General features: G+C 53.2%; 15 protein-coding genes. 8 read left to right on the top strand and 7 right to left on the bottom strand.

What is annotated here, in order from left to right; genetic code table 11:
- Window positions 1-73 precede the first annotated feature (73 nt).
- From MKX76_RS01040 to MKX76_RS01030, 3 genes are all read left to right on the top strand, one after another.
- Window positions 74-268 carry a hypothetical protein gene (locus MKX76_RS01040; protein WP_007127697.1) on the top strand — a complete coding sequence of 65 codons (195 nt, stop codon included), beginning with the start codon at window positions 74-76 and terminating at the stop codon, window positions 266-268.
- Between the two features lie 417 nt (window positions 269-685).
- Window positions 686-1,873, top strand: a complete 1,188-nt coding sequence (locus tag MKX76_RS01035; RefSeq protein WP_340899905.1) for a putative glycoside hydrolase — start codon at window positions 686-688, stop codon at window positions 1,871-1,873.
- A gap of 344 nt (window positions 1,874-2,217) precedes the next feature.
- On the top strand, window positions 2,218-3,612 hold the full coding sequence (locus MKX76_RS01030) for an MATE family efflux transporter (protein ID WP_007127695.1): 1,395 nt from the start codon (window positions 2,218-2,220) through the stop codon (window positions 3,610-3,612).
- Between the two features lie 98 nt (window positions 3,613-3,710).
- On the opposite strand, the gene pfkA is transcribed toward MKX76_RS01030, so the two are convergent.
- The 3 genes from pfkA to MKX76_RS01015 form a co-directional block, all read right to left on the bottom strand.
- Window positions 3,711-4,682: a 6-phosphofructokinase gene (pfkA, locus tag MKX76_RS01025; RefSeq protein WP_007127694.1), complete on the bottom strand. Its 972-nt coding sequence runs from the start codon at window positions 4,680-4,682 to the stop codon at window positions 3,711-3,713.
- A gap of 23 nt (window positions 4,683-4,705) precedes the next feature.
- The gene (locus tag MKX76_RS01020; protein ID WP_007127693.1) at window positions 4,706-5,788 is read right to left on the bottom strand and encodes a tetraprenyl-beta-curcumene synthase family protein; all 1,083 of its coding nucleotides are present in this window, start codon (window positions 5,786-5,788) and stop codon (window positions 4,706-4,708) included.
- 284 nt (window positions 5,789-6,072) lie between these two features.
- The gene (locus MKX76_RS01015; RefSeq protein ID WP_028405178.1) at window positions 6,073-6,270 is read right to left on the bottom strand and encodes a cold-shock protein; all 198 of its coding nucleotides are present in this window, start codon (window positions 6,268-6,270) and stop codon (window positions 6,073-6,075) included.
- A 196-nt stretch (window positions 6,271-6,466) separates the two neighbouring features.
- Here MKX76_RS01015 and MKX76_RS01010 point away from each other — a divergent pair, with 196 nt between their 5' ends.
- The 5 genes from MKX76_RS01010 (at window position 6,467) to MKX76_RS00990 (ending at window position 10,453) form a co-directional block, all read left to right on the top strand.
- Window positions 6,467-6,700 carry a hypothetical protein gene (locus MKX76_RS01010; RefSeq protein ID WP_007127692.1) on the top strand — a complete coding sequence of 78 codons (234 nt, stop codon included), beginning with the start codon at window positions 6,467-6,469 and terminating at the stop codon, window positions 6,698-6,700.
- 3 nt (window positions 6,701-6,703) lie between these two features.
- Complete coding sequence (locus MKX76_RS01005) at window positions 6,704-6,886, top strand: hypothetical protein (RefSeq protein ID WP_007127691.1); 183 nt, start codon at window positions 6,704-6,706, stop codon at window positions 6,884-6,886.
- Between the two features lie 201 nt (window positions 6,887-7,087).
- Window positions 7,088-8,878 (top strand): oligoendopeptidase F, encoded by a 1,791-nt coding sequence (pepF, locus tag MKX76_RS01000; RefSeq protein WP_007127690.1) that lies wholly within the window; start codon window positions 7,088-7,090, stop codon window positions 8,876-8,878.
- Window positions 8,879-8,989: 111 nt separating this feature from the next.
- On the top strand, window positions 8,990-9,328 hold the full coding sequence (locus MKX76_RS00995; protein WP_007127689.1) for a LapA family protein: 339 nt from the start codon (window positions 8,990-8,992) through the stop codon (window positions 9,326-9,328).
- A gap of 90 nt (window positions 9,329-9,418) precedes the next feature.
- Window positions 9,419-10,453: a M42 family metallopeptidase gene (locus tag MKX76_RS00990; protein ID WP_251537755.1), complete on the top strand. Its 1,035-nt coding sequence runs from the start codon at window positions 9,419-9,421 to the stop codon at window positions 10,451-10,453.
- Window positions 10,454-10,546: 93 nt separating this feature from the next.
- Here the strand turns inward: MKX76_RS00990 and MKX76_RS00985 are convergent, their stop codons facing one another.
- From MKX76_RS00985 to MKX76_RS00970, 4 genes are all read right to left on the bottom strand, one after another.
- Window positions 10,547-12,523 carry an ABC-F family ATP-binding cassette domain-containing protein gene (locus MKX76_RS00985; protein WP_341032719.1) on the bottom strand — a complete coding sequence of 659 codons (1,977 nt, stop codon included), beginning with the start codon at window positions 12,521-12,523 and terminating at the stop codon, window positions 10,547-10,549.
- A gap of 64 nt (window positions 12,524-12,587) precedes the next feature.
- A complete protein-coding gene (locus tag MKX76_RS00980; protein ID WP_341032718.1) occupies window positions 12,588-13,397 on the bottom strand; it encodes a DUF92 domain-containing protein in 810 nt (269 codons plus the stop codon).
- A 32-nt stretch (window positions 13,398-13,429) separates the two neighbouring features.
- Window positions 13,430-14,053: a fumarylacetoacetate hydrolase family protein gene (locus tag MKX76_RS00975; RefSeq protein WP_210095055.1), complete on the bottom strand. Its 624-nt coding sequence runs from the start codon at window positions 14,051-14,053 to the stop codon at window positions 13,430-13,432.
- A 4-nt stretch (window positions 14,054-14,057) separates the two neighbouring features.
- The gene (locus MKX76_RS00970) at window positions 14,058-14,831 is read right to left on the bottom strand and encodes a glycerophosphodiester phosphodiesterase (RefSeq protein WP_341032717.1); all 774 of its coding nucleotides are present in this window, start codon (window positions 14,829-14,831) and stop codon (window positions 14,058-14,060) included.
- Window positions 14,832-14,836 lie beyond the last annotated feature (5 nt).

The raw sequence follows: 14,836 nt of genomic DNA, 5'->3' as shown, positions 1-14,836 counted from the left end.
AATTTTAATGTTTTTCCGTTTTACAATAAGAACGTCCTGCCTGACCAAATTTGGAAGGAGAGGGTGATTTTTTATGGAAATGGAAACGGTAAAATTGTCACAGATCGTCATGAAGTGGTTCCCGGAAATGATTCCGTTCTTCAGACAGAGCGAGCTAAATTCCATGATCGTTTTGAGGGACGGGCTGAATATTTTGGAGCAGGATGACGCTTTGGAAATTATTCAGTACAGCATTTGCGAACACCAAAGCCACACGCTGCTGCATTAATGGAATATCCGCTTGAAATATTTGCAAGATCAATGCCGTTGTTCACCGGTGCATGCCGCTGAACAGCGGCATTTTTTGCCCGAATTCTCCTACGACGACAGCCCGGCTTGGCCAAGCTTAAGCCCCTCATCCTAAACATTATCGCTCGTCTTTGCCGGTGCATTTCTAAAATCCGATGCAGGATCGTTGATCTAGGCAATCCGTCTGCAATTAACTGTCCTCCCTTCAATTTCCTATCGTAATTATGTCCACTTTCGGTAAATATGGAAAAGTCGTTTAAATTGCCCTTCACCCGTTTAATGAACCAATACCGCATGCTTTAGCTCCATATCTTGGGCGAATGTAACAAACCTGTTCTTTTTGAAAGCTGCGGTTCCATTATAATCATGGTGAATGTAGACAAGGGAGAGAGTAATTATGAACATCATCTTGGCATTTTTCATCTTGGCTGCCGCGGGCTTTGGCGGCTCCGGCGCGCAGGAGAGCCCGCTTACAACCCAATTGCAGGCTTCCTGGAACTCCGCAGTGATTCAGAGCATGCATCAAAATCAGGGGAAGGGTCAGGGACAGAACGGCATCAAGCCGAATACGACCGAGATCGACCCGCAAGTCGACGCACCGAAAGTCAAAGGCATTTATGTAACAGCTTACAGTGCCGGGGGCTCCAGAATGACACAGCTTATTGACCTGATGGACACAACGGAGCTGAACGCCATGGTCATCGATATCAAGGACGACGAAGGCTACATAACGTACAAAACCGATAATCCGAAGCTTCAAAAGCTTGGAAAGTCCCAGCCCTTTATCAAGGATATCCATCAGCTGATGAAACGGCTGGAGAAGCATGACATTTATCCGATCGCCCGTGTCGTCGTGTTCAAGGATACGATCCTGGCCAAGAAGAATCCGGAGCTGTCCTTCCGCAAAGGAGACGGCACCGTGTGGACCAACGGCGGCGGAGACAGCTTCGTCAATCCGTACAGTAAAGAGGTATGGGATTACAATATCGAAATCGCCAAAGAAGCAGCCAAGCTCGGCTTTAAGGAGATCCAGTTCGACTATGTCCGGTTCCCGGAAGGCTTTGAGAAGCGGGCCGACACTTTGAAGTATGTGAAAACCGAGCAGTCCCGCGTCGATGTCGTATCGGATTTCGTCCAGTATGCCCGTGAAGAGCTTGCACCGCTCGGCATCCGCGTTTCCGTCGATATTTTCGGCTACGCGGCATCGGTGCCGGCAGCAGAAGGAATCGGCCAGGATTTTGTAAAGATATCGAATAATGTGGATATTATCAGCCCGATGGTATACCCGAGCCACTACACGACGGGCTGGTTCGGCGCCGAGGTGCCGGATAAGGCTCCGTACCAGACCATCAAGGGATCGATGGAGGATACCCACAAGAAACTCAAAGAGCTGGGCGACAATAAGCCGATCATCCGCCCATGGATTCAGGATTTCACGGCCAGCTGGCTGGGCAAAGGGAATTATATCAAATACGGGAAAAAACAGATTGAAGAGCAGATTCGGGCCTTGAAAGATACCGGAGTCGACGAGTATTTGCTCTGGAACGCCTCCAACCGTTATACGGAAGGCGTGAAGTATAAATAAACCTTAAGAGCCAGGCCGATCATGCGGCCGGGCTCTTTTTCATGAGACTGCTCGAACAGGGCTGCGCTCCCATGCCTGAACGGAGAGATTGAGTTATTTCGGCCGGCATATGGACGTAAATGAACCTTTCGCTCCATTTACGAATATGGAGGCTTGGCGAAGGATTCATGTCTTGACATCGGATGCTATGATGATTGTGGGACATGCACTTTCCCGGTCCGAGCCTAAAAGGATGTCATTCTTTGGTTCTTTTACTGCGCGCGGTGTGGCGCGAATCTAACGAATGGTCACCGCTCGCATTCGGACAGCGTGCAAATACTAAAGAGAGAAAGGCAATATGCAGCATGCAATCTACCACGACGATCCAGGGGAAACTGAGGCAGTTCGCCGTCATTCTCATCCCCATTCTCGTAACACAGCTGGCTTTATCCGCCATTACTTTTTTCGATACGAATATGTCCGGCAAATTCAGCTCCGTCGATCTGGCCGGCGTTGCGATCGCCACCAGCATCTGGGTTCCGGTACAGACCGGACTCAGCGGCATTCTGATGGGAATTACCCCCGTCGTCTCCCAGCTAGTCGGCGGGCGCCAGGAGAACAAGGTGGCCTATCAGGTTAACCAGGCACTGTGGCTGTCCATCTTGCTGGCCGTTATCGTGCTCGCTGCGGGATACGCCGTCGTCCCGAGCATTCTCGGAGCGATGAACCTGGAGCCTGAGGTTCGCCATGTCGCCGCGAGGTTTTTGGCCGCCATTTCGGCAGGCATTATTCCGCTGTTCGCCTATACGGTGCTCCGCTGCTTTATCGATGCCCTTGGACAAACCAAAATTTCCATGGTCATCACCCTGATTACGCTTCCGATCAACGTCGGGCTGAATGCCCTCTTTATCTATGGCTTTTGGGGCTTTCCCAGGCTTGGAGGCGTCGGGGCCGGCGTTGCATCCGCCATTACCTACTGGGCGGTGCTGGTCATTGCGATCATAACCGTCCACCGGGTGCACCCGTTTGCTGAATACGGCATCTTCCGCAGTTTCTCCAAGATTTCCTTCAGCGCTTGGAAGGGACATTTGAAGATCGGATTGCCCATTGGCTTCTCGATTTTCCTGGAAACCGCCGTGTTTGCAGCCGTAACGTTGCTGATGAGCGGCTTTGATACGGCTACGATCGCCGCGCACCAAGCAGCCTTGAACTTTGCCTCCACGCTGTACATGCTGCCGCTGAGCATCTGCATGAGCTTAACGATCCTGGTAGGCTACGAGGTCGGATCGGGTCGGATGAAGGATGCATGGCAGTACGCCAAGCTTGGGATCGGCACCGCCGTCATCCTCTCGCTGATAACGGCCGTCATTCTGCTTGTTGCCGGACGCCAGGTTGCGGGCTTGTACTCGAATGAACCTGCCGTAATCGCACTCATCCAGCAGTTTCTCCTGTATGCGATCTTCTTCCAGATCTCGGACGCCATTGCGACACCGACGCAGGGAGCGCTGCGGGGGTACAAAGATGTGAATGTGGCTTTCATCCTGGCCCTCGTCTCGTTCTGGGTGATCGGCTTGCCCGTCGGATATGTACTGGCCAATTACACGGATTGGCACGCCTTCGGCTATTGGATCGGCCTCATAACGGGCCTTGCCGCCGGTGCAGCGCTTATGCTGAGGCGCCTGGTCAAGATCCAGCGCAGATTCACCGAGCAACAGATGCCTGCTCGATCAGCCGCTTCCTCGCTTCCTCATCATCAATAGCCCGATTAAAAAAGACCGTCTTCCATTGCAGCGCTTCAGCTTCTGCAATGGAAGGCGGTCTTCTTTTGGTTGTGCATTAAAGGAAATCCGTAATTCGATTACTGCGACAGACGAAGTGCCAGATCGTACAACTCTCGATTGAATTCCTTCTTCGTATTCACGACCTTGTCAATATCGGTCAGGACGAGCTCGCCTTTGATGATGCCGCACCCTTTATCCGATTCTCCGTTGATCAGGCTGCGTACGGCGAAGTCGCCGAGACGGCTGGCAAGATTGCGGTCGAACGGCGTTGGCGCACCGCCGCGCTGAATATGTCCAAGCACGGTTACGCGGGCGTCGATGGAAGCATGACATTCCTTCAGCTTGCTGACAACGTCTTCGCCCCGGCCCACGCCTTCGGCTACAATAATGATGCTGTGGCGCTTGCCCTTCGCAAAGTTCTCTCTGAGGCGCTCTGCCACCTCATCCAGGTTAAATTCCACTTCAGGGACCAAAATAGTCTCTGCGCCGGAGGCAAGCCCTGCATGCAGCGCAATGTCGCCGCAGTGGCGTCCCATGACCTCGACGACGGATGAGCGCGCATGAGAGGACATCGTGTCGCGCAATTTGTTAACCGCATCGACAACGACGCTTACCGCGGTGTCAAAGCCGATCGTGTAGTCGGTAAAGGAAATATCGTTGTCAATCGTTCCCGGCAGACCCATCGTTTTGATGCCGAGCTTGCTCAGCTTGTTAGCGCCTTGGTAAGAGCCGTCGCCGCCGATGACAACGAGTCCGTCGATGCCGTGCTGATTCAGCACATCAGCGCCCCTCTGCTGCCCTTCCGGCGTCTTGAACTCCGCGGATCGGGCCGACCGAAGAATCGTGCCTCCCCGCTGGATGATATCCCCAACACTGCGAAGATCCATCTTGATAATATCGTTCTCGAGAAGCCCCTGGTATCCGCGCTGGATCCCGTATACCTCAAGCCCATAATACAAACCGCTGCGCACCACGGCGCGAAGCGCTGCGTTCATCCCCTGGGAATCCCCGCCGCTCGTAAGAACTGCAATTTTTTTGACTGCTGTCATAATTCTTGTTTCCTCCTTCTATGTCACTCATGCTTATGCTTGCGAATCCAACGACTGTTGACGTAGAAGAACAGCCTTGTCATCGGGCTTCTCCTCATCAGGCGTTTGGACACGGTGCGAACCAGCTGCTGCTCGCTGACTTTTGGATCGGATAAATATAACGCCAGTAATCCCTCAATGATCATCCGATGAAAAGGGGTGGAGGGAATTGCTCTGACATCCTTCCGGGCCCAATCGACAATGGAAGCAATGCGGTTCAGCATCGTATCGGCATCTTCGTAGTAGTTGCAAAAGTTCAGATCGCCGCCCAGCCTGTCTTCGTCCTGATCAATCAGGTAATCCAGCATAATGTGGAGACTGCATACATTCGGAAAATAAGAGGCATGAATTCTGGATGCATCCTCATCATCCAAAAACGGATCGGTCGCAGCCAAAAACAGCATGAATACGCCCAGCGTGGATCCCGTTGCAGCAGCAAACTCATTCCACCGCAAGTGCGGCGTATGATGGGCATGCTGGGACCACCATTCAAGCAATGCAGCCTCCCGCTGATCCGGGTGGATATGCTTGTAAACCTGCAGATCCGTGTACAGCCCGGCCAATTTCCTTATGTATGGCTTTGCTGCCTCATATCCCGACAATTGGCCGATGCAGTCCCGGCATGTCTGCACCAGTCCGGCCAGATAGCCTCCATCCTCCCTCTCGGTTCGGAGCGAGTAATAATCCGCCATCTCGTCTTCAGGCGTAACGGCATCCAGCATCGATTGATGGAGCTGCCGAAAATCCGCCGGATCCAGCGAAGTGCTGCGGTCACATAAATTATCGAGATAATCGCTGATCGTCTGGTAAGCAACAATCAACGGGATGAGTATATGCTTCTCTGGCAAATTGGCGGCGGCATATACCGCGCCTCCCTGGCAGTGGAATCTTTTCGTCTCTATACTGGCCAACGCCTGCTTCCGAAGCTCCTCATCCGGAATTTGCTCAGCCTCCCGGCGCCACTTCTCCAATTCAGCCCGCACTTCCGGGAGAATATATCGGTATACCCGGCTCATCAATCCAACCGGGCTTCGCGGAACCTTGCGGCTTAGCTCTTGATTATTCAATGAACTCTGCCTCCACATGGTTGTCTTTTTTATACCTATCCAAATCAAACCTATTATAATATGATCGGTCATTTTGCACAAATAACACACGTCATTGACGGCACAAAGGCCATGGTGGAAGGCCGTTACTTCCAGCTATCCCCAAGAAGACAATCATAATATACCAACCATGATGGATCAGCTGTACCCGTGAACAGGCCATCCCACGCAAAAAAACACAGTTCTCAGGGAGAACTGTGCTTCATGCCTAGGTAATTCTATAAGATCTCCTCTTCGGAGTTAGCTTACAGTTTTGTTACGTTGGCTGCTTGAGGACCACGGTTACCTTCTGTAATTTCGAATTCTACCGCTTGACCTTCTTCCAAAGTTTTGAAACCTTCTTCTTGAATTGCGGAGAAGTGTACGAATACATCCTCGCCACCTTCAACGGAAATGAAGCCGTAACCTTTTTCTGCGTTAAACCATTTAACTGTACCTTTCAAATGAACAACCTCCTAAAAATACCGCCATCTATGGCGAATATCCATATTATATCCCATGTTTTCCGACAATGCAATCCGTCAAACCCCCAGATGGAGCTTTTTTGGACCGATATTTTTACGTCATCATGATTTGCTTTTGAGCCCTTGTGTGCGTTATCATTGACCCAAAAGCCTAAGTAGCGGACGGAGAATGCATATGATCAAAAAACATGAAATATACAAAAAAGACAAGTGGAACATGATGACGGTCGAGGTTCAGGGCCGCTACATTGTACTCCGCGAAATTTCCGACCAGTGGGGCGAAGAGACGCATACCTTCATGAGCCGGCCGGCCTTGATGGAATGGGCTAGGAATCGCTTCCCCAAAGAGGATTTCGAAGGACGGGAAGAGGAATGGCAGGACATCATGGCTTCCTTTAAGCAGGTGTAAACGATGGATACCACGAATATTGTCATCTTCATTATTTTGGCGTTCAGCCTTGGCGCCATCATGATCCTGAATCGTGACCGGATCCCGGCAAGGCTGCGCCGCGGAATGGCCCTGATTGCCGCCGCCTTCATTTTGTTTGCCTTTTACCTTATTGTATACACTTTTATTAATCTGGGTTCCTCATAATTTATAAGGATGAAAGAGCCGGGTACGCGGCATACTATCGCTCGAATGCGATGAATTCGAGGAGGTTGTGCCATGAAAGGTTCCAAGGCGCTTTGCATTACGCTGGTCCTCTGCCTGCTGCCTTGTGCCGCTGCCCGCTCCGAAGCCTATACTGAAGAAGCCCGGACTCCAAATAATACATATCATGCAAGGAGGATCTCTATGGAACAACTACTGAAACGCTCCGAAGTCCCGAAGGAGCACCAATGGAAGCTTGAGGACATGTTCGCCGATCAACAGGCATGGGACGACAGCTTTGCCAAGCTGAAGGACCTGCTGAAGAAAACGGCCGATTATCAAGGCAAATTAAACAATGCCGCTTCAATCAAGGAATGCTTCGAGCTCGAAGACGAAATTTCCTACCATGCCGAGCGTCTGTACGTATATGCTCATATGCATCATGACGAAGATACCGCGAATCCTACATATCAGGCTTTGTCCGCCAAAGCCAAAAAGCTCAATGTTGAGGTGGGCGAATCCCTCTCCTTCATTACGCCGGAAATTCTGGCCCTCTCCGATGCGGAGCTGGATCAATTGATTGCCGATCCCCTGCTGAAGGAATATCAATTCACCCTTGTTGAAATGAAGCGGGAGAAAGCCCATGTGCTCTCCAAAACCGAAGAAGCGCTTCTGGCCCAGGTCGGAAATCTATCCTCTGCGCCGCAGACCATATTCGGCATGCTGAACAACGCGGATATGAAGTTTCCGAAAATCAAGAACGAGGACGGCAAGGAAGTGGAGCTGACCCACGGGAACTACATTCAATTCCTTGAAAGTCCGAATCGCGAAGTCCGCGAGCGTGCGTTCAAAGCCGTCTACGAAACCTACGGCAAGCAGAAGAACACCTTGGCCGCGACGCTTAATGCCAATGTGAACAAGAACATCTTCTACTCGCGTGTACGAAAGTATCCGTCCGTGCTGGAGATGGCTTTATATGGCGATAACATTCCGAAGGAAGTCTACACAAACCTGATCGATACGATCCACGAGAGCCTCCCGCTCCTGCACCGCTACATGGAGCTTCGCAAGAAGCTGCTTGGCGTGGATGAGCTGCATATGTACGATTTGTTCGCGCCGCTTGTCGAAGAGTACAAGTGGGACATTACGTACGAGGAAGCGAAGCAGATGACCAAGGAAGGACTCGCCCCGCTTGGCGAGGATTACCTGAAGAGTCTGCAGGAAGGCTATGACAACGGCTGGATCGATGTCTATGAGAACGAAAACAAGCGTACAGGCGCATACAGCTGGGGCGCTTACGGCACCCATCCTTACGTGCTGCTGAACCATAAGGATAACCTGAACAGCATGTTCACCCTGGCTCACGAAATGGGGCACGCGCTGCATTCGTATTATTCCGACAACAACTTGAAATACCGTGATGCGCAGTACACGATCTTCTTGGCTGAAGTGGCTTCCACAACGAACGAAGCGCTGCTGATGGATTACCTGCTTAAGAACGCCAAGGATCCGAAACAGAAGATGTACCTGCTCACTTATTATGCCGATCAGTTCCGGACGACCGTCTTCCGGCAAACGATGTTCGCCGAATTCGAGAAGATCGTCCATGAGCGCGCCGAGAGCGGTGAATCCTTGACGGCTCAGGATCTATCGGACATTTATTACGACCTGAACGTCAAGTACCACGGTAAAGGCATGCAGGTAGACAAGGAGATCGGAATGGAGTGGGCCCGCATCCCTCACTTCTATACCAGCTTCTATGTATACAAATACGCGACCGGCTTCTCCGCTGCAACGAGCTTCTCGAAGCAAATTCTGGAAGACGGCCAGCCGGCGGTGGATCGTTACCTCGGCTTCCTTAAGAGCGGCGGCAGCGACTATTCCATTAACATCCTGAAGAAAGCCGGCGTGGATATGTCCTCGCCGGAGCCGATTCGCGAAGCGATGAGCGTTTTCGAGGATATTATCAACCAAATGGAGCAGTTGACGAAATAACGATCAAGCACTTACCCGCGTTTACAATCGATCTCAATTGACCGGTGGAATAAAATCCCTTGCCCTTGCAGGCAAGGGATTTTATACTGTGTGAGGAAGGAGGTGTTCCCAGTGAAGATTCAATGGTCATTAATCGCTGCCCTGCTGTTTGCATTAATCACGGCTGTATTTGCCGTCATCAACGTCAATCCGGTACAGGTGAATTTGCTGTTCGGTACCGTCGACATCCCGCTAATCCTGCTGATTATTGGCTGCTCGCTGATCGGGGGATTGATCGTCGGAGCATTCGGCATCTACCGCCAATATCAGATGCAGAAGGAAATCCGTTCGCTCGCAGAGCAGCTCATCCATATCCGTGAGGTTACGGGATACACCCCTGAAATGCATGCCGCGGATCACCAGCTGGAGGAAGAGCAGAAGGAAGAATCCAAGGAAGGTCCGAAGCTCTAGATAACGGTTCCTGCCTTATGGATTCACATCCTATGCTTCCATTGGTTGTTCCCAGCTCATACATACAAATCCGAGGAGGCTGTTAGCCAGATGTCGATACAACCGAATGAAACCTATATCCTCAATCTGTTGAAGGAATTGCTGGATACCCCAAGTCCGACCGGATATACAGGACATATCATGAAACGAATCGAGAAGGAGGCTGCCTCCCTTTCCGTCCCGCTGGCCTGGAATGAAAAAGGCGGGGCGATCCTGTCCATCACGGGACAGGATACCAGCCGTACGGTAGGCTTGAGCGGGCATGTGGATACGCTTGGCGCCATGGTTCGCGCCATCAAATCCGAAGGCACGCTGAGGCTCACTTCCGTCGGCGGTTATATGATGAACAGCATTGAGAACGAATACTGCGTCATTCACACCCGCAGCGGCAAGAAATATACGGGCACTATCCTGTCCACGCACCCATCGGTGCATGTCTACAGCGATGCCCGCAAGTTCAAACGCGAGGAAGCCAATATGGAAGTCCGAATCGATGAATGGGTTGAGTCTGCGGATGATGTGAAGAAGCTCGGCATCGGCGTCGGCGATTTCGTATCCTTCGACGCCCGTGCGGTCATTACGCCAAGCGGCTTTATCAAATCCCGGCATCTTGACGACAAGGCAAGCGTTGCTGCGCTGTTCGGCCTTCTGGAGAGCATGAAACGCGAGAATTGGAAGCCGAAATACAATGTTAAAGTACTGATCTCGAACTACGAGGAGGTCGGACACGGCGCAGCTTACATTCCTTCGGACATCAAGGAGCTCATCGCCGTGGATATGGGCTGTATCGGCGATGATTTAAGCTGCAAGGAAACCGACGTTTCGATCTGCGCCAAGGATTCCTCCGGTCCATACGATTATGAAATGACAAGCCGTCTGATCCAGCTGGCCGAACAGGAAGGCATTGCATATGCCGTTGACGTGTACCCTCATTACGGCTCGGATGCATCGGCCGCGCTCGGCGCAGGCAGCAACATCAAAGCAGCGCTCATCGGACCGGGCGTTCACGCATCCCATGCGATGGAAAGAACGCATAAACAGGCCGTTTTAAATACAGTGAAGCTGCTTGCCGCTTATGTCAAATAATCAAGATGTAAAGAAATAAGCTCCGAACCGGTAAAAAGGGACGCCCGCTACGGCCATTGGCCGACGGGCGTCCCTTTTTCATCGAACGGCGAGTTACGACTTCTTGCTCTGCTCTATCTTCTCCGCCAGCTCGTTCAAATACGTCCAGCGCTCCATCAGCCGCTCCAGCTCCTGCTCGCATGCCTCCTGTGCCTGAAGCAGCTCCTGGAGCCTCGCAGCATCGCTTCCGGCGGCTTCCATCTCGGTCTGGACAGCGGCGAGCTTATTCTCGGCTGCCTCGATCAAACCATCGATCTGTTCAAACTCCCGCTGCTCGTTGTAGCTGAACCTGAGCTTTTCACGAGGCGCTTCCTTCGCCGGGCTGCCGTTTCCGCAGCCTGCCGCCCTCCCTTCCCCCGATGGGCTTCCTGCTGCTCCTGTACCGGCGCTATCTCGGCTTCCTGCTGCTCCGGATCCGGAAGCTTCCCCACCATTGCGCAGCATCCATTCCGCATACTCGCTGTATGAGCCTACGTGCACACGCACACGTCCTTGGCCTTCGAAAGCCATGATTTTATCGACGGTACGGTCCAAGAAGAAACGATCGTGAGACACGACGATAACAACCCCGGGGAACTCATCCAAGTACTGTTCCAGGACCGACAGCGTCTGGATGTCCAGATCATTCGTCGGTTCGTCGAGCAGCAGCACATTCGGAGCGCTCATCAGCACCCGCAGCAAATATAATCTGCGTTTCTCGCCGCCCGACAGCCTTGCAATCGGCGTCCACTGCATCGCCGGAGGGAACAGGAAGCGCTCAAGCATCTGGGCTGCCGTAATCGCAGAGCCGTCTGCTGTCCGGACGACCTCCGCCTCATCTTTAATATATTCGATCACCCGCTGGCTTCCGTCCATCTCCTGATGCTCCTGGGTGAAATAACCGAGCTTCACCGTCGGACCCATCACGATATTCCCGGAATCCGGCTCAAGCCGGCCTGCGATGAGATTCAGCAGGGTCGATTTGCCGCTGCCGTTAGGACCGACGATCCCGATCCGGTCCTCAGGAACGGCAATATAGGACAGATCGTCAACAAGAACCTTGTCGCCGACCGTTTTCCGAAGCCCTTCGATCTCCAAAATCTTGCGCCCGAGCCGCGTCGAGGCAACCGAGACGTCCAGCTCGCCCGAGCTGTGGACCGGCTCCTGCTCCTTGAGCTTCTCAAACCGCTCAATTCTCGCCTTCTGCTTCGTCGTCCGGGCCTTCGCGCCGCGGCGGATCCAGGCAAGCTCATTTCGAAGCAAGTTTTGCCGCTTCTGCTCGGATGCCGCTTCCCGCTCTTCCCGCTCTGCCTTCAATTCAAGAAACCGGCTATAGTTGGCCTCGTACCGGAATAGGCGTCCGTGGTCCAGCTCCAGCATCACGTTGGCCACGCGGTCAAGGAAGTACCGGTCATGCGTAATCATGAGGAGCGCGCCCCGGCGTTTTTGCAAATACTGCTCCAGCCAGGCGACCGATTCATTATCGATATGGTTGGTGGGCTCGTCCAAGATGAGCAAATTCGAGGGCTGAATCAATGCGGCGGCCAAAGCGACCCGCTTCCGCTGCCCGCCGGACAGCGTCCCCATCTTGGCATCATAATTCCGGATTCCGAGTTTGGACAGAATGATCTTGGCGTCGCTCTCCAGCTGCCAGGCCTGAAGATTGTCCATCTGCTGGCTCAGCTTCAGCAGCTTCTGCTGAAGCGCCTCATCATGCGGGTGGAGCTCCAGCAGCTCCATCGTTTCCGTATATTCCCGGATCGCCTTCATCTCCGGCAGCTCGCCTTCAAATACTTGCTGCAGCACCGTGTTATCGGGAGCAAATTCCGGATTTTGGGCAAGATAGCGCACCCGAATGCGTCCGCCGATCGATATTTTACCCGAATCCGGCGGCTCCAGGCCGGCGATAACCCGCAGAAAGGTGGACTTTCCCGTGCCGTTTACGCCAATGATGCCGATCTTATCCCCATCCTCCATACCGAAGGAGGCATCCTGAAACAGGATTTTCTCTCCATAGCTCTTCGTCAACTGTTCAACGGTCAAGATATTCATTCTTCTGATCCCTACTTCTGTATATAAATTTCGGTGTTCGCTTCGCTCTTTAGCCGTCAGTAATTCAATAAATCGTAAATAGAAGCGCCGTCCCGTAAGCCGCGGCCCCTCCGAGCAGCGAGCTGATCAGGTTAACCGCATCATTGGAAAGCCAGCGGAAGCCCCGATGATAGACGGTTGCCTTGCCGCAATGCCGGGAGACCTCAACCGCTCTGCCGCAAACTTGGCAGCGGTACATAACTTGAAGAGATGCTCCTAGGATCGAATCCGCAAACGCACCGACCAGCCCTCCGGTCAGTCCTGCCGCCAGGTAAGGCAGAAAGGAGGGATCCATCCCGCTCCATTCAGCCAGCAGCCACCCTCCGGCTCCGATCAGCAGGCTTCCCGCCCCGGCCGCACTGGATCCGAGCCAGGTTATGCCGCCCGATTCGCCGGCTGTCAGCTTCCTGCCGCCAAGAATGGAGCGGGGCTGCTTGCGGCTTAGACTTCCCAGCTCCGTTGCCCACGTATCCGCCGTTACCGTTGCCATGACGCCGATGTACAGCATCACCCAAAGCTCGGAGGGTTGAATAGCATGCAGCAGGCACAGGATCATGCCGATGCCCCCATTGGCGAACACCTGCCCCGCATCGCGGCGTCCGGTCTTCGCATAGGATTTCTCCAGCTCTGCCTTCCTTCTCTTTCCGTACCTCGTCAACAGCGTCGAGGTGATGAAAAAAAGAAGCAGGGTCCCGAACCAAAACAAGTTCCCCGCTCCGTAATAAATCGTACCCATCAGAATCGCGGCGGCCGCGCCGGATTCCGAGAGCGATCGTCTCCGGTAAGCCGCTGCGGACACCATCGCCGCACAGACGGCACCGATCAACCAATCCATTCCAGGACCCCTCCACCTCTATCGCGTAATGCTTAACCGATTTCGCAGCGGCCCAGACGGACATCGCCCCAGTACAACTCAAATACATCACCGGATACAGTCGGACCGACACCCGCCGGCGTTCCCGTAAAGATCAAATCTCCTTTACCCAAGCCATAATGCTTACCGATATAGTCGACAATCGTCTGAAGGGAGAAAATCATATCCTTCACATTCCCCCGCTGTACCTCTTCCCCGTTCTTGATCACCGTAAAGTCCGTATCCGCAAGCGACTCCGTGCCGGGAAAGGCGATGGATGCTGTCAGCGGAGCGGACGATTTGAAGGCTTTCGCCGCGGTCCAAGGGTGTCCCTTTTCTTTAATAACGGACTGCACGTCCCTTAGCGTAAAATCAATGCCGAGCGCCATCGTATCGACCAGCTCGTCAACGCTCATCCCCGGCTCGTAATCCCGGGCTGCCTGGATGACCAACTCCCCTTCGAAATGAAGACTGCCCCGGTCCAGCGGCAGCTGCAGCACGCTGCCGTCCAAAGGAACGACAGCATGGGAAGGCTTGAGGAATATCATCGGCTCCTCCGGAACGGCATTGCCGAGCTCTGCCGCATGCAGCTGATAATTGCGTCCGACACAATATACGTTACTCACTAATGCACACATGGTATTAGAACCTCCATTTTCGTCGCCAGAACGGAACTTTGGGCGCAATTTTCTGAATAAAAATCTGCCCCCACGTATCGGGGCGGTTCGTACAGATCATAATGTCCGGGCTCATCTTGGCCAGTGTCCGCATGCTCTTGGCATCATCCACGGTCCAGGCCATCGGCGTGATCCCGTTCCGCACCAGCTCGGCTGCAAAGGCCGCATCCAGATGGGAGTACCCGATTGATAAAAACGAACATTTCATTTGCTTAAGCCGGGATATCAAATTCCGGGGATGCGCATCGATAATAAGTCCGGTTCGAACTTCAGGCTCCAATTCCTTCGCTTTGATGAGCGCCTTCGGCTCAAAGGAGGTAAGCACCACATCCGGCAGCATATGGTATGCGCGAATCCGCTCCAGAACGGCCTCCTCCAAGCCCGGGTACATATCGCCGCTTGTCTTGAGTTCAATGTTCAGCTTCAGCCGTCCCTTGACCATCTGCAGCACTTCGTCCAGCGAAGGAACCTGCTCTCCCTTGAACTGGCGTCCTTTCCACTGGCCTGCATCCATTCTCCGAATTTCCTGCCAGGTCAGGTCCTTTACCTTCCCGCGCCCGGTTGTGGTCCGATCCACGCTGAAATCGTGGATGACGACGGGAACGCCGTCCCGGGTCAGCTGCACGTCGATTTCCATCCAATGCACGAATGGCTCATCCATCGCCATCTGAATGGCTGCGCGCGTATTTTCGGGAGCTTTGCCGGAGAAGCCGCGATGGGCCACGCATAAATTGTTCATGATGG

It is taken from the genome of Paenibacillus sp. FSL R5-0810 (assembly GCF_038002285.1).
In the GTDB taxonomy this organism is placed as follows: Bacteria; Bacillota; Bacilli; order Paenibacillales; family Paenibacillaceae; genus Paenibacillus_AQ; species Paenibacillus_AQ lactis.
The sequence above is the reverse complement of the archived record's forward strand: the minus strand, read 5'-3'. Positions and strand labels throughout refer to the sequence as shown.

Excerpts from the sequence above, each read along its gene's own strand:
- MKX76_RS01040 (WP_007127697.1), top strand. The coding sequence starts at position 74 with ATGGAAATGGAAACGGTAAAATTGTCACAGATCGTCATGAAGTGGTTC.
- MKX76_RS01035 (WP_340899905.1), top strand. The coding sequence starts at position 686 with ATGAACATCATCTTGGCATTTTTCATCTTGGCTGCCGCGGGCTTTGGC.
- MKX76_RS01030 (WP_007127695.1), top strand. The coding sequence starts at position 2,218 with ATGCAATCTACCACGACGATCCAGGGGAAACTGAGGCAGTTCGCCGTC.
- pfkA (WP_007127694.1), bottom strand. The coding sequence starts at position 4,682 with ATGACAGCAGTCAAAAAAATTGCAGTTCTTACGAGCGGCGGGGATTCC.
- MKX76_RS01010 (WP_007127692.1), top strand. The coding sequence starts at position 6,467 with ATGATCAAAAAACATGAAATATACAAAAAAGACAAGTGGAACATGATG.
- MKX76_RS01005 (WP_007127691.1), top strand. The coding sequence starts at position 6,704 with ATGGATACCACGAATATTGTCATCTTCATTATTTTGGCGTTCAGCCTT.
- pepF (WP_007127690.1), top strand. The coding sequence starts at position 7,088 with ATGGAACAACTACTGAAACGCTCCGAAGTCCCGAAGGAGCACCAATGG.
- MKX76_RS00990 (WP_251537755.1), top strand. The coding sequence starts at position 9,419 with ATGTCGATACAACCGAATGAAACCTATATCCTCAATCTGTTGAAGGAA.
- MKX76_RS00985 (WP_341032719.1), bottom strand. The coding sequence starts at position 12,523 with ATGAATATCTTGACCGTTGAACAGTTGACGAAGAGCTATGGAGAGAAA.
- MKX76_RS00980 (WP_341032718.1), bottom strand. The coding sequence starts at position 13,397 with ATGGATTGGTTGATCGGTGCCGTCTGTGCGGCGATGGTGTCCGCAGCG.
- MKX76_RS00975 (WP_210095055.1), bottom strand. The coding sequence starts at position 14,053 with ATGTGTGCATTAGTGAGTAACGTATATTGTGTCGGACGCAATTATCAG.
- MKX76_RS00970 (WP_341032717.1), bottom strand. The coding sequence starts at position 14,831 with ATGAACAATTTATGCGTGGCCCATCGCGGCTTCTCCGGCAAAGCTCCC.